The sequence below is a fragment of the Pseudomonas sp. NPDC089547 genome (assembly GCF_050280665.1).
Classification (GTDB): domain Bacteria; phylum Pseudomonadota; class Gammaproteobacteria; order Pseudomonadales; family Pseudomonadaceae; genus Aquipseudomonas.
In genome coordinates this window covers 1-26,894 of record NZ_JBNNVS010000042.1, presented here as the reverse complement: position 1 = coordinate 26,894, position 26,894 = coordinate 1, and the positions used below count along the sequence as shown (strand labels likewise).

The 26,894-nt window shown below is 62.6% G+C and carries 22 protein-coding genes and 1 pseudogene; 18 read left to right on the top strand and 5 right to left on the bottom strand.

Annotated features, from left to right (window positions below):
* Nucleotides 1-162 precede the first annotated feature (162 nt).
* The 10 genes from ACQKPZ_RS22490 (at nucleotide 163) to ACQKPZ_RS22445 (ending at nucleotide 13,268) form a co-directional block, all read left to right on the top strand.
* Nucleotides 163-1,845 (top strand): fatty acid--CoA ligase, encoded by a 1,683-nt coding sequence (locus ACQKPZ_RS22490; protein WP_427542321.1) that lies wholly within the window; start codon nucleotides 163-165, stop codon nucleotides 1,843-1,845.
* Between the two features lie 332 nt (nucleotides 1,846-2,177).
* Nucleotides 2,178-4,064: a DUF1302 domain-containing protein gene (locus ACQKPZ_RS22485; RefSeq protein WP_427542318.1), complete on the top strand. Its 1,887-nt coding sequence runs from the start codon at nucleotides 2,178-2,180 to the stop codon at nucleotides 4,062-4,064.
* Nucleotides 4,065-4,089: 25 nt separating this feature from the next.
* Nucleotides 4,090-5,454, top strand: a complete 1,365-nt coding sequence (locus ACQKPZ_RS22480; RefSeq protein ID WP_391124211.1) for a DUF1329 domain-containing protein — start codon at nucleotides 4,090-4,092, stop codon at nucleotides 5,452-5,454.
* A 353-nt stretch (nucleotides 5,455-5,807) separates the two neighbouring features.
* Nucleotides 5,808-8,525, top strand: a complete 2,718-nt coding sequence (locus tag ACQKPZ_RS22475) for a LuxR C-terminal-related transcriptional regulator (protein ID WP_427542315.1) — start codon at nucleotides 5,808-5,810, stop codon at nucleotides 8,523-8,525.
* Nucleotides 8,526-8,684: 159 nt separating this feature from the next.
* A complete protein-coding gene (locus ACQKPZ_RS22470; protein ID WP_427542312.1) occupies nucleotides 8,685-10,292 on the top strand; it encodes a response regulator in 1,608 nt (535 codons plus the stop codon).
* A complete protein-coding gene (locus tag ACQKPZ_RS22465) occupies nucleotides 10,289-10,981 on the top strand; it encodes a sensor histidine kinase (protein WP_391124220.1) in 693 nt (230 codons plus the stop codon). Before ACQKPZ_RS22470 ends, ACQKPZ_RS22465 begins: the two co-directional genes overlap by 4 nt.
* A 169-nt stretch (nucleotides 10,982-11,150) precedes the next feature.
* Entirely contained in the window at nucleotides 11,151-11,429 is a 279-nt protein-coding gene (locus ACQKPZ_RS22460) for an AbrB/MazE/SpoVT family DNA-binding domain-containing protein (RefSeq protein ID WP_427542309.1), read from the top strand.
* Nucleotides 11,426-11,773, top strand: a complete 348-nt coding sequence (locus ACQKPZ_RS22455; RefSeq protein ID WP_427542306.1) for a type II toxin-antitoxin system ChpB family toxin — start codon at nucleotides 11,426-11,428, stop codon at nucleotides 11,771-11,773. Before ACQKPZ_RS22460 ends, ACQKPZ_RS22455 begins: the two co-directional genes overlap by 4 nt.
* An 18-nt stretch (nucleotides 11,774-11,791) precedes the next feature.
* Nucleotides 11,792-12,436 (top strand): MBL fold metallo-hydrolase, encoded by a 645-nt coding sequence (locus ACQKPZ_RS22450; RefSeq protein ID WP_427542303.1) that lies wholly within the window; start codon nucleotides 11,792-11,794, stop codon nucleotides 12,434-12,436.
* Nucleotides 12,437-12,545: 109 nt separating this feature from the next.
* Nucleotides 12,546-13,268: an OmpA family protein gene (locus tag ACQKPZ_RS22445; RefSeq protein ID WP_016501466.1), complete on the top strand. Its 723-nt coding sequence runs from the start codon at nucleotides 12,546-12,548 to the stop codon at nucleotides 13,266-13,268.
* A 135-nt stretch (nucleotides 13,269-13,403) separates the two neighbouring features.
* Here ACQKPZ_RS22445 and pta read toward each other — a convergent pair whose 3' ends face one another.
* Together pta and ACQKPZ_RS22435 are read right to left on the bottom strand one after the other, a co-directional pair.
* Nucleotides 13,404-15,491: a phosphate acetyltransferase gene (gene pta / locus ACQKPZ_RS22440; RefSeq protein WP_427542300.1), complete on the bottom strand. Its 2,088-nt coding sequence runs from the start codon at nucleotides 15,489-15,491 to the stop codon at nucleotides 13,404-13,406.
* Between the two features lie 31 nt (nucleotides 15,492-15,522).
* Nucleotides 15,523-15,825 carry a DUF3565 domain-containing protein gene (locus tag ACQKPZ_RS22435; RefSeq protein WP_391124233.1) on the bottom strand — a complete coding sequence of 101 codons (303 nt, stop codon included), beginning with the start codon at nucleotides 15,823-15,825 and terminating at the stop codon, nucleotides 15,523-15,525.
* Between ACQKPZ_RS22435 and ACQKPZ_RS22430 the strand changes: the two genes are divergently transcribed.
* On the top strand, nucleotides 15,824-16,309 hold the full coding sequence (locus ACQKPZ_RS22430) for an FKBP-type peptidyl-prolyl cis-trans isomerase (protein ID WP_391124236.1): 486 nt from the start codon (nucleotides 15,824-15,826) through the stop codon (nucleotides 16,307-16,309). The two genes, ACQKPZ_RS22435 and ACQKPZ_RS22430, sit on opposite strands and share 2 nt — an antisense overlap.
* Nucleotides 16,310-16,454: 145 nt before the next feature.
* Nucleotides 16,455-16,937: a glutathione peroxidase gene (locus tag ACQKPZ_RS22425; protein ID WP_427542297.1), complete on the top strand. Its 483-nt coding sequence runs from the start codon at nucleotides 16,455-16,457 to the stop codon at nucleotides 16,935-16,937.
* Between the two features lie 48 nt (nucleotides 16,938-16,985).
* Here the strand turns inward: ACQKPZ_RS22425 and ACQKPZ_RS22420 are convergent, their stop codons facing one another.
* Nucleotides 16,986-18,182 (bottom strand): glycosyltransferase family 4 protein, encoded by a 1,197-nt coding sequence (locus ACQKPZ_RS22420; RefSeq protein ID WP_427542294.1) that lies wholly within the window; start codon nucleotides 18,180-18,182, stop codon nucleotides 16,986-16,988.
* A gap of 157 nt (nucleotides 18,183-18,339) precedes the next feature.
* Here ACQKPZ_RS22420 and ACQKPZ_RS22415 point away from each other — a divergent pair.
* Nucleotides 18,340-19,083, top strand: a pseudogene (locus tag ACQKPZ_RS22415) (PAS domain-containing protein); the annotation flags it as partial.
* Between the two features lie 60 nt (nucleotides 19,084-19,143).
* On the top strand, nucleotides 19,144-19,677 hold the full coding sequence (locus ACQKPZ_RS22410) for a methyl-accepting chemotaxis protein (RefSeq protein WP_427542366.1): 534 nt from the start codon (nucleotides 19,144-19,146) through the stop codon (nucleotides 19,675-19,677).
* A gap of 185 nt (nucleotides 19,678-19,862) precedes the next feature.
* Here the strand turns inward: ACQKPZ_RS22410 and cysZ are convergent, their stop codons facing one another.
* Complete coding sequence (gene cysZ / locus ACQKPZ_RS22405; protein ID WP_427542291.1) at nucleotides 19,863-20,591, bottom strand: sulfate transporter CysZ; 729 nt, start codon at nucleotides 20,589-20,591, stop codon at nucleotides 19,863-19,865.
* Between the two features lie 331 nt (nucleotides 20,592-20,922).
* Here cysZ and trxB point away from each other — a divergent pair, with 331 nt between their 5' ends.
* On the top strand, nucleotides 20,923-21,885 hold the full coding sequence (gene trxB, locus ACQKPZ_RS22400) for a thioredoxin-disulfide reductase (protein ID WP_016484911.1): 963 nt from the start codon (nucleotides 20,923-20,925) through the stop codon (nucleotides 21,883-21,885).
* Nucleotides 21,886-22,047: 162 nt separating this feature from the next.
* Here the strand turns inward: trxB and nadC are convergent, their stop codons facing one another.
* Nucleotides 22,048-22,896: a carboxylating nicotinate-nucleotide diphosphorylase gene (gene nadC / locus ACQKPZ_RS22395; protein ID WP_016713265.1), complete on the bottom strand. Its 849-nt coding sequence runs from the start codon at nucleotides 22,894-22,896 to the stop codon at nucleotides 22,048-22,050.
* Between the two features lie 242 nt (nucleotides 22,897-23,138).
* Between nadC and ACQKPZ_RS22390 the strand changes: the two genes are divergently transcribed.
* The 3 genes from ACQKPZ_RS22390 to ampE all read left to right on the top strand — a co-directional run bounded on the left by ACQKPZ_RS22390 (nucleotide 23,139) and on the right by ampE (nucleotide 26,777).
* Entirely contained in the window at nucleotides 23,139-25,289 is a 2,151-nt protein-coding gene (locus tag ACQKPZ_RS22390; RefSeq protein ID WP_427542289.1) for a DUF1631 domain-containing protein, read from the top strand.
* A gap of 88 nt (nucleotides 25,290-25,377) precedes the next feature.
* Complete coding sequence (gene ampD, locus ACQKPZ_RS22385) at nucleotides 25,378-25,950, top strand: 1,6-anhydro-N-acetylmuramyl-L-alanine amidase AmpD (protein WP_391124254.1); 573 nt, start codon at nucleotides 25,378-25,380, stop codon at nucleotides 25,948-25,950.
* Nucleotides 25,947-26,777, top strand: coding sequence for a regulatory signaling modulator protein AmpE (ampE, locus tag ACQKPZ_RS22380; protein WP_427542286.1), 831 nt, complete (start codon nucleotides 25,947-25,949; stop codon nucleotides 26,775-26,777). The genes ampD and ampE overlap by 4 nt, the downstream gene beginning before the upstream one ends.
* The last annotated feature ends 117 nt before the right edge of the window (nucleotides 26,778-26,894 follow it).

Below are 26,894 nucleotides of genomic sequence, written 5' to 3'. Positions count from 1 at the left end.
GAAGCTGCTGCCGCAGTGTCTAGCTCAACGTTGTCACCCGTCAACGCCCCCCACTCATACCTCAACCAGCCAAATCATTCCTTCGGCTGATTTAGCCGTCACATTGGCGAACTACAGTAGTTCCCAGACTTGTCCGGCCCGCTTTTCAGAAAAGGGATACCCATGTTGCAGACCCGCATCATCAAACCCGCCGAGGGCGCCTACGCCTACCCATTGCTGATCAAGCGCCTGCTGATGTCTGGCAGCCGCTATGAGAAAACCCGCGAAATCGTCTACCGCGACCAACTGCGGCTGACGTATCCACAGCTCAACGAGCGCATCGCGCGCCTGGCCAACGTGCTGACCGAGGCCGGGGTAAAGGCCGGTGATACCGTGGCGGTAATGGACTGGGACAGCCACCGTTACCTGGAATGCATGTTCGCCATTCCCATGATCGGTGCGGTGGTGCATACCATCAACGTGCGCCTTTCGCCTGAGCAGATCCTCTACACCATGAACCACGCCGAAGACCGCGTGGTGCTGGTCAACAGCGACTTCGTCGGCCTCTACCAGGGTATTGCCGGGCAGCTGACCACCGTCGACAAGACCCTGCTGCTGACCGATGGCCCTGACAAGACCGCCGAGCTGCCCAACCTGGTGGGCGAGTACGAGCAGTTGCTGGCAGCTGCCAGCCCGCACTACGATTTCCCCGACTTCGACGAAAACTCGGTGGCCACCACCTTCTACACCACCGGCACCACCGGCAACCCCAAGGGTGTGTACTTCACCCACCGGCAACTGGTGCTGCACACCCTGGCCGAGGCCTCGGTCACGGGCAGTATCGACAGCGTGCGCCTGCTGGGCAGCAATGACGTGTACATGCCCATTACCCCGATGTTCCACGTGCATGCCTGGGGTATTCCCTACGCTGCCACCATGCTTGGCATGAAGCAGGTGTACCCGGGGCGCTACGAGCCAGACATGCTGGTCAAGCTGTGGCGTGAGGAGAAAGTCACCTTCTCCCATTGCGTGCCGACCATCTTGCAGATGCTGCTCAATTGCCCGACCTCGCAGGGCCAGGACTTCGGCGGCTGGAAGATCATCATCGGTGGCAGCGCGCTCAACCGTTCGCTGTACCAGGCAGCCCTGGCGCGTGGCATCCAGCTGACCGCCGCCTATGGCATGTCCGAAACCTGCCCGCTGATTTCCGCTGCGCACCTGAACGACGAACTGCAGGCCGGCAGCGAGGATGAACGTATCACCTACCGGATCAAGGCCGGCGTGCCGGTACCGCTGGTTGAGGCGGCGATTGTCGACGGTGACGGCAACTTCCTGCCGGCCGATGGTGAAACCCAGGGCGAGCTGGTGCTGCGTGCGCCATGGCTGACCATGGGCTATTTCAAGGAGCCGGAAAAGAGCGAGGAGCTGTGGCAGGGCGGCTGGCTGCACACCGGTGACGTCGCCACCCTCGACGGCATGGGCTATATCGACATCCGCGATCGCATCAAGGATGTGATCAAGACAGGTGGCGAGTGGATCTCTTCTCTCGACCTGGAGGACCTGATCAGCCGTCACCCGGCCGTGCGCGAAGTCGCCGTGGTAGGGGTGGCCGACCCGCAATGGGGCGAGCGTCCGTTTGCCCTGCTGGTGGTGCGCGACGGCCAGGCCATCGACGCCAAGGCACTCAAGGAACACCTCAAGCCGTTCGTCGAACAGGGGCACATCAACAAGTGGGCGATTCCTAGCCAGATCGCCGTTGTTACTGAAGTTCCCAAGACCAGTGTCGGCAAGCTCGACAAGAAACGCATCCGCCAGGACATCGTCCAGTGGCAGGCCAGCAACAGCGCGTTCCTTTCAACGCTGTAACCGCCGTGCGGGTCGCGATCGCCAGAACGCGACCCGCACGCTAGAGGCCTCGGCGCCTTGCCAAACGGCAGAAATGCGCCATCCTTTAGCACTGCCAGCCCGCAACCGGAGCAACAGAGCAGCGAGTTGGCGGCACGGAGCGCAAATCACACTTTAGAGGGATCAAGCGCCTGTGCCTTGCTGGCTATAGTCGGGGCCAGGGGATTTTCAGGAATGGGGGAGGGCGACGCGCGCAAGCCGTGTCGCCGTGGGCGAAAGCCTGCAAACCGGTCGCTCGGGCCGTTCTTGAAGGGACTCACTGCCATAACAATAAAGTACATGGAGTAGCGTCGATGAAATCTGCAAACCTGTTCTGGCGCCGGGCCAAGTTGCCCCTGGCCGTCAGCCTTGCTTCCACGCTCGCAAGTCCTGCTTTCGCTGTCAGCTTCAACATTGGTGAAATCGAAGGCCAGTTCGACTCCTCGCTCTCCATCGGCGCCAGCTGGTCGACAGCCAACCCCAACAAAAACCTGATCGGGGTGAACAACGGCGGCAAGGGCCTGTCGCAGACCTCCGACGATGGTCACCTGAACTTCAAGAAGGGCGAAACGTTCTCCAAGATCTTCAAGGGTATCCATGACCTGGAGCTGAAGTACGGCGATACCGGTGTGTTCGTGCGCGGCAAATACTGGTACGACTTCGAGCTGAAGGACGAGGGCCGCGAGTTCAAGGACATCAGCGACTCCAACCGCAAGGAAGGCGCAAAGTCGTCCGGCGCCCAGTTGCTCGACGCCTTCGTGTACCACAACTACTCCATCGGTGATCAGCCTGGCTCCGTGCGCCTTGGCAAGCAGGTTGTGAGCTGGGGCGAAAGTACGTTCATTGGCGGTGGCATCAACTCGATCAACCCCATTGATGTATCGGCGTTCCGCCGCCCTGGGGCCGAGATCAAGGAAGGCCTGATCCCGGTCAACATGTTCTACATCTCGCAAAGCCTGACCGACAACCTGTCGGCCGAAGCCTTCTACCAGATCGAGTGGGACCAGACGGTTGTCGACAACTGCGGCACCTTCTTCTCCCAGCCGGACATCATCGCCGATGGCTGTACCGACAACCTGCGCGTGCTTAACAGCAGCCGCACGGTGCCGGGCGCGGCCCAGCAGTTCCTCGCTTCCCGGGGCGTCAACATCAACGAAGAAGGGGTGATGGTACGTCGTGGCGCCGACCGTGATGCCCGCGACAGCGGCCAGTTCGGCGTGGCACTGCGGTACATGTTCGATCCGCTGGACACCGAGTTCGGTGCCTACTTCATGAACTACCACAGCCGCGCGCCGATCTTCAGCGCGACCGGAGCTGCACCGTCGGTGTTCGCCGGCCTCAGCGCGCTGCCTGCGCAGTTGCGGGCGTTGGCGCCGCTGATTGTGGCGGGTAACTCCGAGTACTTCGTCGAGTACCCCGAGGACATCCGCCTGTACGGCCTGAGTTTCTCCACCACGCTTCCCACCGGCACCGCGTGGAGCGGTGAAATCAGCTACCGGCCGAATGCCCCGGTGCAGCTGAACACCACCGATATCCTGTTCGCTGGCGTGCGTCCGATTGGTGGTGCATTGACCAACGCCTCGCTGCTTACCGGTACGCCGGGGCAGGACCTGCACGGCTATCGTCGCAAGGAGATCACTCAATTCCAGACCACCCTGACGCACTTCTTCGACCAGGTAATGGGCGCCAGCCGCATGACTGTAGTGGGCGAAGTTGGTGTCACCCACGTTGGCGGCCTGGAAAACGCACGCGAGACCCGCTATGGCCGTGACCCGGTCTTCGGGCCTGGCCCGCTGCCTGCCACCGGCGGTGCCGACACCTGCCAGGCGCTCAATGCCAGCACCATCGCGGGTGCCGGTGCGGGGGCATCCACTGCCAACCTGAACCGCAACTGCGAGAACGATGGCTACACCACCAGCACTTCCTGGGGTTACCGCGCCCGCGTCATCTGGGACTACAACGACGTGTTCGCCGGGGTCAACCTGAAGCCGAGCGTAGCCTGGTCGCATGACGTTTCCGGCTACTCGCCAGGCCCTGGTGCCAACTTCGAGGAAGGCCGCAAGGCTGTCAGCCTGGGCCTGGACGCCGAGTACCAGAACACCTACACGGCGAGCCTGTCGTACACCAACTTCTTCGACGGCAAGTACAGCACCGTGGATGACCGCGACTTCGTCGCCCTCAGCTTCGGCGTGAACTTCTAAGCACACAGATCCAGGACGACACGACATGAACAAGACCAGAAGTCTGCTGCAAGCCGGTGTACTGGGCCTGTCCCTGCTGGCGACCAGCGTAATGGCTGCGGTATCCGCCGACGAGGCGGCCAAGCTGGGCAGCACCCTGACCCCGATGGGCGCCGAAAAGGCCGGTAACGCCGATGGCTCGATCGGCCCGTGGGAGCCGCTGTCGAAGACCGCGGGCAGTGTCGACGGCAAGGGCTTTTTGTCCGACCCGTATGGCAGTGACAAGCCGCTGTTCACCATCACCGCGCAGAACGCCGAGCAGTACAAGGACAAGCTTTCGCCAGGCCAGCTGGCCATGCTCAAGCGCTACCCGGATACCTTCAAGATCCCGGTATTCAAGACCCATCGCGGCTCGACCGTGCCGGCTGATGTGTTCGCCGCCATCAAGGAAAACGCCACCAAGACCACACTGGTCGAGGGTGGCAACGGGCTGAACAACTTCCGCACGGCCGTGCCGTTCCCGATCCCAAAAAGCGGCCTGGAAGTGATCTGGAACCACATCACCCGCTACCGGGGTGGCAGCGTCAGCCGCCTGGTGACCCAGGCCACGCCGCAGCAGAACGGCTCGTTCAACCCTGTGTACTTCTCCGACCAGTTCGTGTTCCGCGACAAGATGAAGGATTACGACCCGAACAACCCGGGCAACATCCTGTTCTACTTCAAGCAGGAAGTGACCGCGCCTGCACGCCTTGCCGGTACCGTGCTGCTGGTGCACGAAACCCTCGACCAGGTGAAGGAGCCGCGCAAGGCGTGGATCTACAACGCTGGCCAGCGTCGCGTGCGCCAGGCGCCGCAAGTGTCGTATGACGGCCCGGGCACCGCCGCGGACGGCCTGCGGACTTCGGACAACCTGGACATGTTCAACGGTGCGCCAGACCGCTACGACTGGAAGCTGGAAGGCAAGAAGGAGCTGTACATCGCCTCCAACGCCTTCAAGCTGGATGACCCCAAGCTGAAGTACACCGACATCATCAAGGCCGGCCACATCAACCAGGACCTGGCCCGCTACGAGCTGCGCCGTGTCTGGCATGTGGTCGCGACCCTCAAACCGGGCCAGCGGCACATCTACGCCAAGCGTGACTTCTACATCGACGAGGACACCTGGCAGGCTGCAGTGATCGACCAGTACGACGGCCGCAACCAGCTGTGGCGCGTATCTGAAGCCCATTCCCAGCCGTACTACAACAACGAGGTGCCTTGGTACACCCTGGAAACCATCTACGACCTTCAATCGGGGCGCTACCTGGCCCTGGGCATGAAGAACGAAGAAAAGCGGGCCTACGACTTCGGCTTCAGTGCCAGCAAGGCCGACTTCCAGCCTGCAGCGCTGCGTCAGTCGGGTATCCGGTAACCTGAAGTCTTCAACTCCGCGTGATCCCCAGAACGCCCCGGCTTGCCGGGGCGTTTCTATTTTCCTGTACGGGCCCTTTCGCGGGCACGCCCGCTCCCACAGGTACTGCCCTGGCTTTGAAAGCTGTGCAATACCTGTGGGAGCGGGTTTACCCGCGAAGAGGCCCGTACCAGCAATAAACTTGCTGAATACCTTCTCAAACCCCCGCCCCAGCCCTTGTCCATCAGCCATGTTGCTTTTTGTCGCAGTCTTTTCCACGCCAATAGCGCCCATCATCTTCAAATGCGCTGCGTTACCGGCTAGTCTCGCAAGCATCCATAACGCCGTAGTCTTCCACCCAGAATGAGCCGGCCATGACAGACCTGTCCCGTACGCATGGATTCACCAGCCAGGCCCTGGGCCTGCTGGACGGGCGTTTCTTCCGGCCGCCGCTGCCGGACGGCCATGTGCCACGTCTACGGTTGTGCCAACGTCTGCGCGCCGGCCTCGGCGGCCGCTTGCTGTTGGTAAATGCGCCGGCCGGTTTCGGTAAAAGCTCCCTCGCCATCGAATTTTGCGAAGCGCTGCCTCAGCACTGGCGCAGCCTTTGGCTGGGCCTGAGCCAACGGGATGCCGACCCTGGCCGTTTTCTTGAGCGCTTGCTCGAAGGCCTGCAGCAGTACTGCCCGGCCCTGGGGGGCCAAGCGATGGGCTTGCTGAAAATGCGCCAGCGCCACCAGCCGTTCGCCTTCGAAGAGTGGCTCGACGGCCTGCTCGACGAGCTGGCGCTGTACCTGCAAGCCGATACGCCGGTGCTACTGGTGCTGGACGACTATCACCTGGCTCAGGGGCCGGTGCTTGACCGCTGCCTGCAGTTTTTCCTCAATCACTTGCCCGCTGGCCTGGTGCTGCTGGTCACCAGCCGCCAGCGCCCTGACTGGCATCTGGCGCGCCTGCGCCTTTCACGGCAACTGGTCGAACTTAACGAACAGGAGCTACGCCTCACGGCAGATGAGTCGCTGGCAGTGATCGGTCGCCAGCCCACCGGCCTGCGTGGCCAGGCGCTGGACAACCTGATCCAGCGTAGCGATGGCTGGGTGGCCGGGTTGCGCTTCTGGCAACTGGCGGCCAGCGACAGCGCCGACGAGCAGGCCTTGCCCCAGGCACTGCATGGCGGCGAGGGGCTGATCCGCGACTACCTGCTTGAAGAAGTCATCGACATGCTACCTGCCGATGTGCAGGCCTTCCTGTATGAAACCGCCTCTCAGGAGCGTTTCTGCGCGCAGCTTTGCGATGCCGTGCGGGGCCGCCACGACAGTGCCGCAGTGCTGCGCTTCCTGCAGGCGCACCAGGTGTTCCTGGTGCCGCTGGACGAACATGGCCACTGGTTCCGCTACCACCACTTGTTTTCCGACCTGCTGCGCAGCCGCCAGGCCAGCGAGCCGCTGGCCGGCTTGCACCTGCGTGCGTGCCGCTGGTTCGAAACCCAGGGCCTGCTGGACGAAGCGGTGGAGCAGGCGCTGCGTGCCGGCCACCTCGATGTTGCTGCCGACCTGGTGCAAAGCTTGTCCGAAGAGCAACTGCTGGCCGAACAGAACGTTGGCATGTTGCTGCGCTGGAAGATGGACCTCCCCGACAGCCTGCTGATCAGCACGCCCCGGTTGATCGTGCTGTACAGCTGGGCGTTGGGCCTGGCGTGCCAGCTGGACGCGGCCGAGGAACTGGCCGGCTACCTCAGCCGCTTTCTGCCCGCGCCTTCGGCGACCGCGCAAAAGTCGATGCTGGCCCAGTGGTTGGCGCTGAGTGGGGTCATAGCCCGTGGCCGTGGCGACCGCGAGCGCACCCTGGCCTATTGCGGTGAAGCGCTGCAGAGCCTACCGAGCAAGCGCTATGGCCAACGTCTGGTGTGCCTGTCGACGCTGTCCAACCTGGCCATCGCCGATGGTGATTTCTGGCGGGCCCGCGGCTGGAACCGGGAAGCCCTGGAGCTGGCCCAGCGAGTCGGCAACCCGTTGTTCGAGGCCTTGGCCCATTACGACCGGGCGCGTGTGCTGCACGCCCGTGGCGAAGTATTGCGGGCGCTGGACGAAGTGCGCCAAGGGCTGCAACGCCTGCAAGGGCTTTCGGCACAGCGGTTGTACGCCGTGCGCGCACGCCTGACGCTTTACGAAGGCTATCTTTTGGTTTCGCGCCTGCAACCGGCCCAGGGCCGTGCGCGGTTGCGCGCGGGGCTGGGCGAGGCGCGGGCCTGCCGGGACATCAGTGTGCTCATCGGCCATTGCGTGATCGCCACGCTCGATGGGCGGGAAGGGCACTTTGCCGAGGCCTTTGCCGAACTGGCCGAGGCTGAGCGCCTGATGCATATCTGGGACGTTCCCCCGGTCTATTACCTGGCCATGATTACCCTGGTCAAATGCGAACTCTGGCTGGCCCAGGGGCGCATCGACCTGGCCGAGTCGTGGCTGCTGCGTCTGGGCCAGACCTATGGCGGTGAGCAGCCAGCGGCAGCACCGGAGTTCCACCCACTGCTGCCGTTGCACATTGCGCTGCAGCAGGCGCTGCTCGAGCGTATCCAGTTACGTGGCGACGCCGCCGTGCAACGCTTGGCAAGCCTGGTCGAGCGGGGGCAGGCCAGTGGCGGCATGATGCTCACTGTCAGCGCGCTGTGCCAATGGCTCTCCCTGCTGCTGGACGAAGGCCGCGAAGGGCAGGCCGCGCAGTTGCTGCCAGGCTTGCTTGAGGCCGCACAGGGGGGCGTGCTGCAACCGTTCCAGCCACTGCTGGAAAAGCACCCGCTTTGGTTTCACGAGCAACTGCCGGCAGGTGCCACCTGCCCGGTACAGGCCGAACTGCTCAAGCGCCTGCCGCCGTTGCCAAGCGCCAGCACGGGCAGCGGTGAAGCGCTGAGCGGCCGCGAGCTGGCCGTGCTCGAACTGATTGCCCAGGGCTGTTCCAACCAGCAGATCAGTGAGCGGCTGTTCATTTCCCTGCACACGGTGAAGACCCACGCCAGCCACATCAACAGCAAGCTGGGGGTGGAGCGGCGTACCCAGGCGGTGGCCAAGGCGAAATCCCTGGGGCTGCTGGCCTGATACTGGCCCTGCATGACATTGCCCGCTAAAGTGATGGCCTGAGGCCATGGTTTGTGGCCGGCAATGCTCTACCCTCATCTTTCCCGACCAGCTGCCGATACAGCGATCGGTGGCATCGCCTCGCGCGATTTTTCAATCATTCCAAGGCAGGTCGTGTTGATGCTGCAGTACGGGCAAAAAAGCTTTCTGATCGTCGACGACTTTACCGACTTTCGCACGTCGACCCGTTCCATGCTGCGCGAGCTTGGCGTGCGCGACGTGGACACCGCTGACAGCGGCGAGCAGGCGCTGCGCATGTGTGCGCAGAAACGCTATGACTTCATCCTGCAGGACTTCCACCTGGGCGATGGCAAGAAGAACGGCCAACAGGTGCTCGAAGACCTGATCATCGACAAGCACATCAGCCATGAGTGCGTGTTCATCATGGTCACGGCCGAGAGCAGCCAGGCCATTGTGCTCAGCGCCATCGAGCACGAGCCTGATGCCTACCTGACCAAGCCGTTCAATCGGGTTGGCCTGGCCCAGCGCGTCGAGAAGCTGTTCCAGCGCAAGACGCTGCTCAAGCCGATCCTGCAGGCGCTGGACCGCAATCGCCCGGCCGAAGTGCTGGCGGCCTGTGCCGAGCTGTGCAAGAAGGACCCACGCCTGGCACCTCTGTGCCTGCGCTATCGGGCCGATGCCCTGCGCAACCTCAACCGCTTCGACGAGCTGGAAAAATTCCTCAAGGCCATCCTGGCCAGCCGTCCGCAACCTTGGGTGTACGCAGCGCTGGGCGCCCTGATGCACAAGCGTGGCCAGAATGCCCAGGCCCAGGGTGTGTACGAGCAGGCGCTCAAGGCGTTCCCGATCATGCCAGGCCTGTACGACGGCATGGCCGAGGTGCTGGTGGCGCAGGGTGATACCAAGCGGGCGCAAAACCTGCTGGAAGAGGCCGTGCGCCTGTCGCCGCTGTCGGTGCGCCGACAGTCGACGCTGGGCAAGCTGGCGTTGGAAAACGAAGACTTCGAGAGCGCATCCAAAGCGTTCCGCCATGCGGTGAACCAAGGGCAGAGTTCGCGCTACAAGGATGCCGAAAACAACCTCGGCCTGGTGCAGGCGCTAATGAGCAAGAACGCAGGCTTTGGCCTCGACGCCCGCACCCGGGTCGAGATCAACACCACGCTCAGTGAGGTGGCCAAGGAAAACCCCGAAGACCAAGGCTTGCAGGTGCGTGCGCGGATGATGAAGGCCGCCAGCCTGCAGCAGGCTGGCGACCCGGAAACGGCCGCCAAACTGACTGAACAGGCGATCCAGCGCCTGGACAAGATGAACCAGTTCTTCTCGGTCGATTCGGCCCTTACCGTTGCCGCGCAGTTGCAGGCAATGGGCCAGGAAGCCGCCGCCATCGGCGTGCTGAAAAGCTGTGTGGAAAGTTATGGCGATGACCCCAAGGTCATGGAGAAAGTGGGCAAGCTGACCGACGACCCCACTGTGCTCAACGCCATTACCGAAGCGGTCACCCTCAATCGCCAGGGTGTGCGCAGTTACCAGGGAGGGCAGCTTGGCGAGGCGTTGCAACTGTTCCGCAAGGCGCTGGGTATGCAGCCGAAGAACATCAGCATCGCCCTCAACACCGCCCAGGCGCTGCTGCGCATCGGCGGTGACAACCCTCAGCCTGCGATCATGCAGGAGTGCCAGGACGCCTTGACCAGCGTGGCCGGCATCCCTGCCAGCGACAATCGCTATGACCGTTACCGCAAACTGCACATCCGAGTGTTCGGCGCATGAATCTAGACAACCAGGGGCTGGATTTTTCCACGGTGATCGCCTCCACCGTGCACGACCTCAAAAGCTCTTTGTCCGCGTTGATCCAGTCCCACAACCAGTGGATGGAACGCTTGCCCGAAGAGCTGCGAGGCGGTGCCGAGCAGGGGATCATGGAGCACGAGTTTCGCCACCTCAACGGCATGCTGGTGCAACTGCTTGGGCTCTACAAACTGGGCATCAACCAGCTACCGGTGTGCCCGGACTACCATGAGCTGGACGATTTCATCGAGGCCCAGTTGGCAGCGCACCAGGAAGTGCTGAAACACAACGACATCCTCGCCACCTGGCGCATCGACACCGACAACCCGCTGGGTTTCTTCGACCGCGAACTGGTGGCCTCGGTGATCGCCAACGTCATTACCAACGCCACCCGCTTTGCCGGGCACGCCTTGCTGATCACCATCGAAGAAGCAGACAACCAGTTGGCGATCTGTGTAAACGATGATGGCCCGGGTTATCCAAAGCACATGCTCGAGCGCCAGGAGGAGTACATCCAGGGCATCGACTCGACCAGCGGCAGTACCGGGCTGGGGCTGTATTTTGCGGCGCGGATTGCAGCACTGCATGAAAGCGGCGGGGTACGTGGGCGGATCGAGATTTCCAACGGCGGGGCGCTTGGGGGTGGGTTGTTCAGGTTGTTTTTGCCTTGATCACTGGCTGAGCTTGCGTTTCTTATTTTTACAGTTGGAAGGTGGTTTCCCAAGGTGATGTAGGAGGTTTCCTTCTTGAGGTTGCAGGGCTTTTGTCCGGTGCGGACAGATGACAATGTAGATACGACGTTTCTACATTTCGCTTGCAATCGCTTGGAGGGTTTCTACTATGTATCTACCTTGGGAGATACTCATGCAGATCAAGATTCAGCAGTGGGGCAACAGCGCCGCCATCCGCTTGCCGGCGGCAGTGCTCAAACAGATGCGCCTCGGTGTCGGCTCCACCCTGAGCCTGGACACAGCGGGAGAAACGATGGTGCTCAAGCCCGTCCGATCGAAACCCAAATATACCCTTGAGGAATTGATGGCCCAGTGCGACCTGAACGCACCGGAGCCAGAGGACATGGCCGACTGGAATGCGATGCGCCCAGTAGGACGTGAAGTGTGAAACGGGTGAAATTCGTCAGGGGCGATATCGTTCGCGTCAACCTCGACCCTACAGTGGGGCGAGAACAACAGGGTGAGGGGCGACCCGCACTGGTACTCACACCGGCGGCGTTCAATGCGTCAGGGCTGGCAGTGATTGTCCCGATCACCCAAGGTGGTGATTTTGCAAGGCATGCGGGTTTCGCAGTGACGCTCAGCGGTGCGGGCACGCAGACTCAGGGGGTGATGCTCTGCAACCAGGTCCGCACAGTCGACCTTGAAGCACGCTTCGCCAAGCGCGTAGAGTCGGTGCCCGAAGTCGTCATCCTGGATGCACTGGCCCGAGTGCAAACCCTATTCGATTAACCGGTTCCCGTATTCACCATGCACAATCCATCGCCCGCGCTCATCCGCGAAACCTTCCCCGTAGGCCCCCTGCAATGCAACTGCACCCTGATCGGCGACCCCTTGACCAAAAAGGCCATCGTCGTCGACCCGGGCGGTGACCCGGACAAGATCCTGGCGCGCTTGCAGGCCCACGGCCTGACGCTGGTGAGCATCATCCACACCCACGCGCACTTCGATCACTTCCTGGCTTCGGGTAAGCTCAAGGAGCTGACCGGCGCCACCCTGCACCTGCACAAGGACGACCAGGTGCTGTGGGACAACCTGGAGATGCAGTGTCAGATGTTCGGCGTTCCCTACACACCGGTACCTTCCCCCGACCGCTGGCTGGGCGATGACGAAGAACTGGCCTGTGGCTGTGGTGTGGCGCTGCACACGCCAGGGCACACGCCGGGCTCGATGAGCTTCTGGTTCGCCGATGCCAAGCTGTTGATTGCGGGTGACACCCTGTTCCGCCGTGGCATTGGCCGCACGGATTTGTGGGGTGGTGACCAGCGTGCCATCGTGCGTTCCATCAAGGAGCGGCTGTACCGGCTGGACGAAGAGGCCGTCGTGGTCACCGGCCACGGGCCCGATACTCGTCTGGGCGACGAGATGCGTGAAAACCCCTTCGTCCGCGCCTGACGGCACATGAAGGCACTTTCATTGAATTTTTCATTGCCGATGCAATCCAAGGCTGGCATAGATCCCTTTGTGATCTGCCGCATTTATGAATTTCAGTAGGAGCTTGTCCATGTTCACCATGCGTCGTCTGATTATCGTCGCAACCGCCGCTGCCCTGATGACCGGCTGTGCCGGCCAGAACCCTTATGACAACCAGGGTCAGGCACAGGGCTCCACGGGGATGAGCAAGACCGCCAAATACGGCGGCCTGGGCGCGCTGGCCGGTGCCATCGCCGGTGCCGCCATCGACCACAACAACCGTGGCAAGGGTGCACTGATCGGCGCTGCTGCGGTGGGTGCTGCCGCTGCCGGTTACGGCTATTACGCCGACAAGCAGGAAGCCGAGCTGCGTGCGCAGATGGCCAATACCGGTGTGGAAGTTCAGCGCCAGGGTGACCAGATCAAGCTGATCATGCCGGGCAACATCACCTTCGCCACCGACTCGGCCAACATCGCCCCAAGCTTCTATTCGCCGCTGAACAATCTGGCTGGCTCGTTCAAGCAGTTCAACCAGAACACCATCGAAGTGGTCGGCTTCACCGACAGCACTGGCAGCCGTCAGCACAACATGGACCTGTCCCAGCGCCGTGCGCAGGCAGTCAGCACTTACCTGACCTCGCAGGGTGTGGATGCCTCGCGCATTTCGGTTCGTGGCATGGGCCCGGACCAGCCGATCGCCAGCAACGCCGACGCCAATGGCCGTGCACAGAACCGCCGTGTGGAAGTCAACCTGAAGCCGATTCCGGGTCAGCAGTATGACCAGCAGCAAGGGCAGGTCCAGCAGTATCCCTGATTGAACCCCGGGGCCGCTCTGCGGCCCTTTCGCGACACAAGGCCGCTCCTACAGGAAACCGCGTGGCTTGAAGCTTTCGCGATTCCCTGTAGGAGCGGCCTTGTGTCGCGATGGGCTGCAAAGCAGCCCCAGATTCTAGCCTGCCACGCTGGCCTGAATGGCAGTCAAGGCAATGGTATGCACGATATCGTCAACCTGAGCCCCGCGCGGCAGGTCGTTCACCGGCTTGCGTAAGCCCTGTAGCATCGGCCCAAGGCTCACCCCATCTGCACTGCGCTGCACCGCCTTGTGCGTGGTGTTGCCAGTATTCAGGTCAGGGAACACAAAGACCGTGGCGCGCCCGGCCACCGGGCTATCCGGCGCCAGCTCCCGTGCAATCGCCGGGTTGGCTGCCGCGTCATACTGCAACGGCCCATCGATCAGCAGCTGCTGCGCTGCCCCCTGTGCCAGGCGTGTCGCTTCGCGCACTTTCCCCACTTCTTCATCACTGGCCGAGTCGCTGGAATAGCTGATCATCGCCACCCGTGGCGCGATGCCGAAGGCCTGCGCCGATTCAGCACTCTGCCGGGCGATCTCCGCCAACTCGGCAGCGCCCGGGTGCGGGTTCATCACGCAGTCGCCGTACACCAGCACCTGCTCGGGGAACAACATGAAGAACACCGACGACACCAGGCTTGAGCCCGGCGCCGTCTTGATCAGTTGCAGGGCAGGGCGGATGGTGTTGGCGGTGGAGTGCACCAGGCCCGAAACCAGGCCGTCCACTTCGTCCAGGGCAAGCATCATGGTGCCGACCACCACCGGGTCTTCCAGTTGCTGTTCGGCCATCGGTGCATTCAGGTTCTTGCTCTTGCGCAGCTCGACCATCGGCTCTACATAGCGCCCGCGAATCAGTTCGGGGTCGAGGATTTCCAGGCCTGGCGGCAAGGTGATGCCCTGAGCGCGGGCCACGGCGTCGACATCCTCGGGCTTGGCCAGCAGCACGCAGCGGGCAATGCCACGGGCCTGGCAGATGGCCGCCGCCTGCACAAGCAAGGGCTCGGCGCCTTCCGGCAGGACGATGCGCTTGTTGGCCTGCTGTGCCCGCTGGATCAACTGGTAACGGAACACCGCTGGCGATAGGCGCATTTCACGTGGGGTGCCGCAGCGCTGGTGCAGCCAGGCCGCGTCGAGGTGGCTGGCGACAAAATCGGTGATGAACTCGGCGCGCTCGCGGTCGTCGACCGGGATTTCGCGGTTCAGCGAATTGAGCTGGTTGGCGGTGTCGTACGAGCCGGTGCTGACCGACAAGATTGGCAGCCCAGCCTGCAGCGCGCCGCGGCACAGCCCAAGGATGCGCGCGTCGGGCTTGCTGTCACTGGTCAGCAGCAGGCCGGCGAGCGGCACGCCATTGATCGCCGCCAGGCTGACAGCGAGGATGATGTCGTCGCGATCGCCCGGGGTTACCACCAGGGTGCCGGAGGTCAACAGCGGTACCGTATTGGCCACGGTGCGTGCGCAGATGATGATCTTGCTCATGCGCCGTTGCTCATAGTCACCGGCGTTGAGCACCTGGGCACCCAGCAGCTCGGCCACGTCGCGGGTGCGTGGGGCATTCAGCTCGGGTTGGTACGGAATGCAGCCGAGCAGGCGGAAGTCGTTGCCGCGCAGCAGGGGCGAGTGCTCGCGCAGGCGGGTGGCGAAGTCCGCCATGCTTTCGTCGGTGCGCACCTTGTTGAGGATGACCCCGAGCACTTTCGGGTCGCGTGGGCCGCCGAACAGCTGGGCTTGCAGCTCGACTCGGCCGGACAATTCGCTGAGCACTTCGTTTTCCGGTGCCGACACCAGGATCACTTCGGCATCCAGGCTCTTGGCCAGGTGCAGGTTGACCCGCGCCGCATAGCTGGCGTGGCGCGTGGGCACCATGCCCTCGACCACCACCACGTCATTGCCAATGCAGGCTTGCTGGTAGAGGCGGATGATTTCTTCCAGCAGCTCGTCCAGCTGGCCGTCGCCGAGCATGCGCTCGACCTGCGCCAGGCTCAGGGGCACAGGGGGCTTGATGCCGTGGGTGCGGGCTACCAGTTCGGTCGAGCGCTCGGGGCCGGTGTCACCCGGGTGGGGCTGGGCGATCGGCTTGAAGAAGCCGACCTTGAGGCCAGCGCGTTCAAGGGTGCGCACCAGGCCCAGGCTGATGGAGGTCAGGCCGACGCCAAAGTCGGTCGGCGCAATGAAAAATGTCTGCATGCGTGCTTCTCGAAATAAGCGGTGCAAGAAATTAACGGCCAAGGGTAGCGCTATCGGCCCCTTGTGCGCACCAGCCGCATGCGAAAGGCTGGCCGATGTGCTGCGCACGCTGGGCCGGGTCGAGCACCCAGGGGCGTGCCTGCCACGGCGGCTGGTGGCGCAGGTGCTGGGTATGGCCGCAGGACAGTTCGGCCACCCAGTGGCCTTCTTCGTCCTGATGAAAGCCAGTGATCCGACTGATGGGCCGTTGCTCGTCCGCAGTGCGTTCGCAATCGGGCGATGGCTTGGTTACACTTGTCCGCTCTACATACTTTTGCAAAAGGTCTTGCCCCATGCTGATCGCCGCCAACAAGGCAGTCTCCATCGACTATACCCTGACCAACGACGCCGGGGAGACCATCGACAGCTCCGCCGGTGGCGCGCCGCTGGTTTACCTGCACGGTGCCGGCAACATCATCCCGGGCCTGGAAAAAGCCCTGGAAGGCAAACAAGCCGGTGACGAGCTGAATGTTTCCATCGAGCCGGAAGACGCCTACGGCGAGTACCTGGCCGAGCTGGTAAGCACCCTGAACCGCAGCATGTTCGAAGGCGTGGACGAGCTGGAAGTGGGCATGCAGTTCCACGCTTCGGCGCCGGACGGCCAGATGCAGATCGTCACCATCCGTGACCTCGACGGCGACGACGTCACCGTTGACGGCAACCACCCGCTTGCCGGCCAGCGCCTGACCTTCCAGGTCAAGGTTGTCAACGTGCGCGACGCCAGCGACGAAGAAATCGCTCACCGTCACATCCACGGTGAAGGTGGCCATCACCACTGATTTTCTGCGCTAAGCTCAGAAAGTCGCCAGGCGCTCGGGCAAGCCGATTTACCTTCCTACGGGAGGGGGACGGTTTGGACGAGCGCCTTTTTAGTGGGCGGAATTCGCCTGCGCGGCAACCGGGAACCTGAGAGGGGATGTCATCATGAGTGCATTTCACGACCTGAAACTGGACGCGCTGAACGGCGGGGAACTGCCCCTCGCTCCGTTCAAGGGCCAAGTGGTGCTGGTGGTCAACGTTGCCTCCAAATGCGGCCTTACGCCGCAATACAAGGCCCTGGAAAACCTCTATCAGGTTTACAAGGACAAGGGCTTCAACGTGCTGGGCCTGCCGTGCAACCAGTTTGCCGGGCAGGAGCCGGGCAGCGAAAAGGAAATCCAGGATTTTTGCAGCCTCAACTACGGCGTGAGCTTCCCGCTGGGGGGCAAGCTGGAAGTCAACGGGCCGCAGCGCCATTCGTTGTACCGCCTGCTGGCGGGTGAGGGGGCCGAGTTCCCCGGCGACATCACCTGGAACTTCGAGAAGTTTCTGGTCGGCAAGGATGGGCGGGTGCTGGCGCGCTTTTCGCCGCGCACGGCGCCGGATGATCCGACGGTGGTGCAGGCCATCGAGAAGGCACTGGCCTGAAGTTCCTGTGGGAGCTGGCATGCCCGCTCCCACAGGAACACGTAACCTTCAGGTTCGAGTTTTGAGTGCGATGGGGCCAGCATTTGTAGGTGAAGCAGCAACCTGACTGCGGGCTGCCTGCAAATGCCCCTCAAACTGCTCGACAATCGCCGGCCAGCCCTGGCGGCTGGCGTGCTGCCGCGCATTCAGGCGCACCCGACGCAACGTTTCCTCTTCTTCCAGCAGCCAGCAAGCCGAGTCGATAAACGCGGCCTGGTCCCCCGGCATGGCCAGCGCACCGCTGTGGCCATGGCGAATATGCTGCGCAGCGGCCGCCTCATCGTAGGCAACTACCGCCAACCCCGAGGCCATGGCCTCAAGCACCACATTGCCAAAGGTTTCGGTCAGGCTCGGGAACAGGAACAGGTCGCCACTGGCGTAGTGCTCGGCCAGTACCTCGCCGCGCTGGGCACCACAGAACACCGCGTCCGGCAATTGCTGCTCAAGCGCGGCCCGCTGTGGGCCGTCACCGACAAAAACAAGGCGCAGGCGTTTCTGTGGATAAGTTTTCTGCAGTGCCTCAAGGCAAGGCCGTAGCAAGCCAAGGTTCTTTTCCACTGCCAACCGGCCGACATGCAGCACGGCGATATCGTCCGGCCCAAGCCCCCAGCTTTCGCGCAGCGCTTCGCTGCGCCGGGCAGGGTTGAACAGGCAGGCATCGACACCCCGGGCCAGCAACTCCAGGCGCTCGAAACCACGGCGTTCAAGCTCCCGGCGCTGGCTGAGGCTAGGCACCAGGGTGGTGGCCGTGCGCCGGTGGAACCAGCGCAGGTAGTGCGTGAGCATGCGAGCCAGCAGGCCCAGCCCGTACTGGCCGGAATACTGCGGAAAATTGGTATGGAAGCCGCTGACCACCGCCACTCCCAGGCGCCGCGCCGCACGCAGCGCGCTGAGCCCCAGCGGCCCCTCGGTGGCGATATACAGCACATCCGGGCGTTGCCGACGCCAGCGGCGCAGCAACTTGTGCATCGATACCTCGCCCCACTGCAAGCCCGGGTAGCCAGGCAGCGCCCAGCCGCGGCACAACATCAGGTTCGGGTTGTTGTGCGCTGGCCCCTCACCTGTCTGGCGAGGGCGTACCACCTCGACATCGTGGCCGCGTTGGCGCAACCCTTCGCTGAGGCGGCCAAGGGTGTTGGCCACGCCGTTGATTTCAGGTGGAAAGGTTTCGCTGACCAGGGTAATGCGCAGGGCGGGTGTATTCATGACAAAAAGTTTCCGCCTACTCGGTTGCGCCTATGTGACCGCCATGTGACATGCAGATGACGCCCGACCACCGTCGCCTCGGGCTTTGAGAATATTTCCTTGCGCGTCTCTCAAGAAAGGCGCTTCGCCAGCCGATGCAGATGCATTCGACTAGGTGATGCGCTCCGGGAGAGCGGTGATGTTCAACAGCAAGCTCAAGCAAGAAATCCGGCAACTGCGCGAAGACCTGATGTCTGTGGAGCAGGTCAAGAGCAGTCTCGACAACGAGATGCTGGTACTTCAGCTCGACCCCCAAGGACGGATCGAGATGGTCAACGGCAACTTCGAGAGCGAGATGTTCTACCGTGCCGAACAATTGCTTGGACGCAACATCGAGGACATCGTCCCCGGTCATGTGAAGTCGCTGGACTTCTACCAGCGCATGAAAAGCGCGATCAGCCGCGGCGAGCACCTGAACGGCGCCTTCCGCCTGCTGCGTGGCAATGGCCAGGAAGCCTGGCTGCGCTCGATCCTGCAGCCGGTCAAGAACAGTGAAGGGCGCATCAAGTATTTCACCCTGCACTCCAGCGACCTCACCCGCACCATCGAGACCTCGCGCGAGCATGAAAGCCTGATCAAGGCGCTGATGCGCTCTACCGCCGTGATCGAGTTCAACCTCGACGGCACCATCCTCACCGCCAATGACCGTTTCCTGGCCACCGTCGGCTACCGCCTTGAGCAGATTCGCGGCAAGCACCACCGCATGTTCTGTGAGCCAGGGGAGGCCAATTCGGCCGGCTACCAGGCGTTCTGGGACAAGCTGCGCCGTGGGGAATACATTGCTGAACGCTTCAAGCGCATCGATGCCCATGGCCGGGTGATCTGGCTGGAGGCCTCGTACAACCCTATCTTTGACGCCCATGACGTGCTGTACAAAGTGGTCAAGTTCGCCACTGTGATTACCGACCAGGTCAACCAGGAGATGGCAGTGGCGGAGGCGGCAGATGTTGCCTACAACACTTCGCTGGGTACCGATGTCAGTGCCCAGAAGGCCACTGATGTGGTTACCCAGACTGTCAGCGTGATGCGCGGCCTGGAAGCTTCGATGCAGGAGGCGGCCGAGGGCATCCAGGCGCTGGATACCCAATCGCGGGTGATCGGCTCGATCATCAAGACCATCAGCGACATTGCCGGGCAGACCAACCTGCTGGCGCTGAACGCGGCCATCGAAGCGGCCCGTGCGGGCGAACAGGGGCGTGGCTTTGCCGTGGTTGCCGACGAAGTGCGCCAACTGGCGTCACGCACCAGCACCGCCACCGAGGAAATCGCCCGGGTGGTGAAGCAGAACGAGCAACTGGCGCAGGCGGCGGTTGAGATCATCGATACCAGCAAACGCCAGGCGGAGCAGGGGCTGGCGCTGGCTGACGAGACCGGTAACGTGATTGTCGAGATCCAGGACGGGGCCAAGCGGGTGGTGGATGTGGTGGGGCAGTTTTCCAGCCGGTTGGGGCAGTGAAGTTCAGCGATAGGGCCGTGACACGGCCCTTGTGGGACTAACTGTCCTGCTCAAAATCTAAAAGTTGAAGCCATACCTGTGGGAGCGGGCTTGCCCGCGAACACGGGCGAAGCCCGTGCCATCCACCGCGGTGCCTGCTTCGCGGGCATGCCCGCTCCCACAGGGACCGCGCCAGCATGCAGAAACTAGTTGCGCTCCCGCACCCAGAACAACGTAGCCCCCGCCACCGCTGCCGGCATCATCAGCACGTTCACCCCCGGAATCATCAATGCCAGGTAGGTAATGCCGCCAAAGCCCAGCGATTGCCAGCGCTTCTGCCGCAGCCAGGCGAGCATGTCCTGCCAGCTCATCTTGTTGTTGTCCGCCGGGTAGTCGATGTACTGGATGGCCATCATCCACACCCCGAACATCAGCCACAGCGGCGCGGCCACCACATTGACCACCGGGATCAGCGACAGGATGAACAGGCCAATTGCCCGCGGCAGGAAGTAGCCCAGTTTGCGCATTTCGCGGCTGAAGGTACGTGGCACCATGGCAACCAGCTCGCCCCAACTGAACGCCGGAAAGGTGTCCTCACCACGCACCACTACCTCGACCTTTTCCGCCAGAAAGCCGTTGAACGGTGCGGCAATGATGTTGGCCACCAGGGTGAAGGTGAAGAACACCATCAGCAGTAGCAAGGCCACGAACAGCGGCCAGAGAATGTAGCTGAGGAAGCTCAGCCAGTTCGGCAGCGTTGGCATCAGGGCATCGAGCCACAGGCCGAACTGGTGGCCGGCGAAGTAGACAAGGCCACCGAACAGCAGCAGGTTCACCGCCAGTGGCAGCAGCACGAACAACCGCAGGTTGGGGCTCAGCACCAGTTTCAGGCCTTCGCGCAGGTATTGGGGGCCAGAGAGGACAGGGGCTTGCATCGGGAGACTCCGCAGAGAAGGAAAACGCGCTGACCTTACCGAGTTTGCCGCGCCGACGAAAGGCGGGTAGCGGGCGGGAAACGGGATGTAACAAAAGCGCCAGGGGCTTGTTTATCGATGAAATCGCAGCATAGACGATGCCTATGAGGTGGATTGTCTAAGGATATTTCCTTAATCTTTGCGACCTCGCTACAGTGCGCTCAACTTTCCGCTTTTCGGGCCTGCGCGTTGTAGCCTTCCCCAAGTGCTGCGTGGGTCCGTTTTAAATTTCCAGCTGGCGCAGCCGGTACAACGATGCCGGCCCGTGCGGCCCGCTCGACAGGAGTTCGACATGTCTGAAGTACGTCATTCGCGCGTCATCATTCTCGGTTCCGGCCCTGCCGGTTACAGCGCTGCAGTCTATGCTGCCCGCGCCAACCTCAAGCCGCTGCTGATCACCGGCATGCAGGCCGGCGGCCAGCTGACCACCACCACCGAAGTCGACAACTGGCCAGGCGACCCCCACGGCCTGACCGGCCCTGCCCTGATGCAGCGCATGCAGGAGCACGCCGAGCGTTTCGAGACCGAAATCGTCTTCGACCACATCAATGCCGTCGACCTGGCCAACAAGCCGTTCACCCTGCAGGGTGACAGCGGCAAGTACACCTGCGACGCGCTGATCATCGCCACCGGTGCCAGCGCCCGCTACCTGGGCCTGCCGTCGGAAGAGGCCTTCATGGGCAAGGGTGTTTCGGCCTGCGCCACCTGTGACGGTTTCTTCTACCGCAACAAGCCCGTCGCTGTGGTTGGCGGCGGCAACACCGCCGTGGAAGAAGCGCTGTACCTGGCCAACATCGCCAGCAAGGTAACCCTGGTACACCGTCGTGAGACCTTCCGCGCCGAGAAGATCCTGGTCGACAAGCTCAATGCCCGTGTGGCCGAAGGCAAGATCGAGCTCAAGCTCAACGCCACCCTGGACGAAGTGCTGGGTGACAACATGGGCGTGACCGGTGCGCGCCTGAAGAACAACGACGGCAGCAGCGACGAAATCAAGGTCGACGGCGTATTCATCGCCATCGGCCACACGCCGAACACCTCGCTGTTCGAAGGCCAGCTGACCCTGAAGGACGGCTACCTGGTAGTGAACGGCGGCCGTGAAGGCAACGCCACCGCCACCAACGTTGAAGGTGTGTTCGCAGCAGGTGACGTGGCTGACCACGTTTACCGCCAGGCCATTACCTCGGCCGGCGCCGGTTGCATGGCGGCACTGGACGTTGAGCGTTACCTGGACGGCCTGGCCAACGCCTCGTTCTGATCCCGGATCGCCGGGGCCGCTTTGCGGCCCATCGCGACACAAGGCCGCTCCTACAGGAGTGCGCGGTCGCCTGTAGGAGCGGCCTTGTGTCGCGAAAGGGGCGCAAAGCGCCCCCAATCAAAAATCGGTCTCAAGGCCGATTTTTTGTTGTCTGCGGTCAGCTCACAGGCTCAACCGCATCGACAGGTCCACCGCCTTCACATCCTTGGTCATGGCGCCGATCGAGATGTAGTCCACGCCGGTTTCGGCAATCACACGCAGGGTTGTTTCATTGACCCCGCCGCTGGCCTCCAGCTTGGCCTTGCCCGCGTTGATGCGCACCGCTTCGCGCATTTCCTCAAGGTTCAGCTCATCCAGCATGATGATGTCCGCGCCAGCGGCCAGCGCCTCGCGCAATTCATCCAGGCTTTCCACTTCGATTTCCACCGGCTTGCCCGGCGCGATGCGGTGCGCCGCAGCCACGGCTTCGGCCACGCCACCACTGGCGGCGATGTGGTTTTCCTTGATCAGGAACGCGTCGTACAGGCCGATGCGGTGGTTATCGCAGCCGCCGCAGGTCACCGCGTACTTTTGTGCCAGGCGCAAGCCTGGCAGGGTTTTGCGAGTGTCCAGCAGGCGCACCTGAGTGCCCTCCACCAGGTCGGCCAGGAAGCGTGCACGGGTAGCCACGCCCGACAGCATCTGCAGGAAGTTCAGCGCACTGCGCTCACCGCTCAGCAGCGAACGGGCGGGGCCTTCCAGGTGAAACAGTGGCTGGTTGGCCGTGGCGCGTTCACCGTCGGCCACCTGCCAATGCACCGCCACGCGCGGGTCGAGCTGGCGGAACACGGCATCGACCCAGGCGGTGCCGGCAATCACGCAGTCTTCACGGGTGATGATGGTGGCCTTGGCCAGGCGCTCGGCCGGGATCAGCTGCGCGGTGATATCGCCACTGCCGATGTCCTCCAGCAGCGCGCGGCGTACGTTGGCTTCGATTTCGGCGGTCAGGTCGGCAAGGCGTAGGTTCGGCATGGTCGGCTCCACAAGCTAGATGCCCGCGATTATAGGGCAGGGGGCTGGTGTGTACAGCCGCCTTGGCGATGACCTTTGGTCGGGCGCAGTGAGCAATCGGAGCCAATCCGGGTCATTAGCCAGCCGGTGAATCGGCGCTGGCAGGTGTGCGTTTTTTTACCGATAATAGCGCCCAGTATTTGGCGTCATAGCTTTGACGATCTTGGCCCATTCCGGGCAAGACACCCTGCAAGGAATCCAGGATGCATAAAGAAGGCAAGTTGGTGTCCTTGGCGGCAGCCAACGACCGAGGGGGGCGTATGCCTCTGCCTTGCCTTCCTGTATTGCTGCTGCAGGTGCGCGACAAGGCTGCCCTGCAGTTGCGCCAGGGCCTGCAGGATTTGTTCGACAACGCCGATGACACGCTCTTCGAAATGGCCGACAAGTCCGTCGACCGCTGTGACCAGAACCTGTACTTCGAGGCCATGCGTGACCTGCGCCTGAAGCGCAAGAGCATTGAACGTGGCTTTCTGGATACGTTCTACGACACCTTCGTGCGTATCGGCCAGGTCGACCTGCTGGCGAGCCTTGCCGAGCCGGGCAAGCCGCGGAACAAAGCCCAGGTGGAGCGGGCCGTTGCTATCGAGGGCATGGTGGCAAGGGTGGTGTCACGCGATGGTATTGCCCTGCAACAGTTGAACCTGCGTTTGCAGGCGTTGCTCGACCGGCCGCTGCACGAACAGCACAACCCTTTGGGGCCCACCGCTTTATGTGGCTACTTCCTGGATGCAGGGCGCAACCTGGGGGTTGGGCTGCGGGTCAAGCTGGTGCTGCTGAAACTGTTCGAGCGCTATGTGCTGCGCGATGCAGACATGATCTATGGCGAGGCCAACCAGCTGCTGGGCGCCGCTGGTGTACTGCCCGAGCTGCAACCGGTACCGCGCCGGCGCACCGAAGACCGATGCATGCGCGCACAACGTGGGCCAATGAAACTTGGGCAAGACGTGGGTACCGACGCGGCAGGGCAGGCTTTCTTCGCCTCGATGCAAGCGCTGCTGGCCCCGGCACGCGGGCAGTTTGCACCTCGATTGCAGGCCGTGGCTGCCGCCCGGCCGATCAGTACCGCCGACCTGCTGAGGCTACTGTCGCATTTGCAGCACTACGTACCCGCCACCCACGAGGCCGATGACTTCGACCTTGGCCAACAGCTTGAGCAGCTGTTGTTGCGGGTCAGTGTGCGCAGCGGCACGCGCCGGCGCATCGACGTGGCGGACGAGGACATGATCAACCTGGTCGCCTTGCTGTTTGCCTATATCCAGGGCGATGACAACCTGCCAGCCAGCCTGCGCGCGCTGCTTGTGCGCCTGCATATTCCCTTGCTCAAGGTCGCGCTGATGGACAAGGCGCTGTTCAGCCGGGCCAGCCATCCGGCGCGCCGGCTGCTCAACGAGATCGCGGGCGCGGCCATTGGTTGGGAGTGCGATAGCAAAGGCCTGCGTGACAACCTGCAGGTGCGGGTAGAGCGTATCGTCCAGCGCTTGCTCAATGATTTTGTCGACGATTGCGCCCTGTTTACCGAGTTGCTCGACGATTTCCTTGCCTTCAACCAGGAGGAGCGGCGGCGCAACGAACTGCTGGAACAACGCACCCGCGACGCCGAAGAGGGCCGGGCCCGCACATTGCAGGCCAGGCAGCAGGTGCAGCACGTGCTCAATCAGCGCCTGCGTGGCCGCGTTTTGCCGCAGGTGGTGGTGCACATGGTGGTGCAGGCCTGGAGCCAGGTGCTGTTGCTGGCCTGGCTCAAGCAGGGCGAGGCCTTCCAGCCCTGGCGGGATGCGCTTCATACCCTGGACACGCTATTGGCCAGCATCACCCCCGGGCACGAGCCGCAAACCCTGTTGCAGCAGGTGCCGGGGTTGCTTAAGGCACTGCGTGATGGCTTGGCCAGCGTGGCCCTGGATTCGGCGGCAACCCGTGAATTCTTCTTGCAACTGGAACAATTGCACCTGCGTGCCTGCTCAGGCACCAAGCTATCCACGGGTAATGATGTTGTCGAAGTACTGGTGGACGCGGACATTGTGCTGGCGATTGCCGAAGAGCCCGCCTGCGCACCGCTGCACATTGCCGATGGGCAGGCGCTGGCGATGCGGCAAGTGCAGCGCTTACGTATCGGTACCTGGGTTGAAGTACGCGATGACGACGAAGTGCTGCGCTGCAAACTGGTAGCACGCATTGGTAGCAGCGACCGGCTTGTATTTGCCAACCGCACCGGCATGAAAGTACGTGAGTGGAACGGAACCGGCCTGGCCCAGGCACTGCACCGAGGCGATGTGCGGGTGCTGGATGACGGGTTGTTGTTCGAGCGAGCACTGGAAGCGGTGCTCGACGGGCTGCGGCAGCCGCAGGTGCAGTAGGCAGCAACATTACAATCATTCACATGCAAACGGCGTTGGCGGCAGGGCATACTGTTGCTCTGTTCACGGCGCTTTCAGGATCTGCCCCATGCAATTGGACCGTGCCACTGGCTGGTTCCACGGAATCGGAATCACCCACTGCCCCTCGCCGAATTTCAATGCCCGCCCCGACGGCGAATCGATTTCCCTGCTGGTGATCCACAATATCAGCCTGCCGCCAGCCTGTTTCGGCACCGGCAAGGTGCAGCAATTCTTCCAGAACCGCCTGGACCCAGCCGAGCACCCTTACTTCGCCAGCATCAACCACCTGACCGTGTCGGCACACATTTTTGTCGAACGTGACGGGGCGGTGACCCAGTTTGTGTCGCTGCTCGACCGCGCCTGGCACGCGGGCGTGTCATGTTTCGACGGGCGCGAAGGCTGCAATGACTTCTCCATCGGTATCGAGCTGGAAGGTACTGACGACCTGGCCTATACCGATGCCCAGTACGCCGTGCTGGAGCAACTCACCCAACACATTCGCAGTGCCTGGCCTGCCATCGACCTGGGTCGCATCCAGGGCCACAGCGACATTGCCCCGCAACGCAAGACCGACCCCGGCCCGTCCTTCGATTGGCCGCGTTACCGCGAAGCGTTGTTGCACAAAGAGGACAAGGCATGAGTTTTCTGGTGTTGCTGCTGGCGCTGTGGGTCGAGAAGTTTTCGGCCCTGCGTCACCAAGTGCAGCGTGACGGGTTTTTCCTTGGTGAGTTGGTGCGTCTGGAACGCAGCGGCAAGGTTCACCCATGGTGGACGCTGGCCATTCTGGTGCTGGCACCGGTAGCGCTGCTGGTGTTGCTGCTGCATGTGCTGGAGCCGGTAGCGTATGGGCTGTTGGCCTTGCCGGTACACCTGCTGGTGCTGGTCTACAGCCTGGGCCGTGGCGATGCCAAGGCTTCGCTTGGGCCGTTCCGCGATGCCTGGCGGCGTGGTGATGACCAGGCGGCGCTGCATGTTGCGGAGCGTGACCTGGGGCTTGCCGCCGATGAGCCGCACAGCCTGTTGGTGCGCGTGCAGGGCAACCTGTTGTGGCAGGTGTACCAGGGCTTTTTTGCGGTGATCTTCTGGTATTTCGTGTTGGGCCCGGGGGCCGCGTTGGCTTACCGCCTGCTGGCGCTGTGCGGCGAGCACAGCCAGCAGCCGGTATTGAAGGCGCGTGCCGAACAGCTGCGGCATATCATGGACTGGTTGCCGGTTCGTTTGCTGGCATTGAGCTTTGCTTTGGTGGGCAACTTCCTCGCGGTCACGCGGGTGATGCTGCATGAAGTGCTCAACTGGCACATCAGCGCTGCGCACCTGGTGGCCAGGGTAGGGCGCATTGCCGACGATATTCCCGAGGAAGAAGACAGCCAGCGTGGGTTGGGGCGGCTGGACAGCCTGTGGGAACTGCTGCTGCGCTGTGCGGTGCTGTGGTATGCCGGGTTTGCGCTGTGGACCGTGCTGATCTGACCTGAAGCCAGACGCATATCCTTGTAATCGATGGACTCGCCCCCGCCGAGGCATCACAGTGCCACGGTGGCGTTCGAAGAAGCCAACGGCAGCGAGGGCGAGACCATGAAAAAGCAT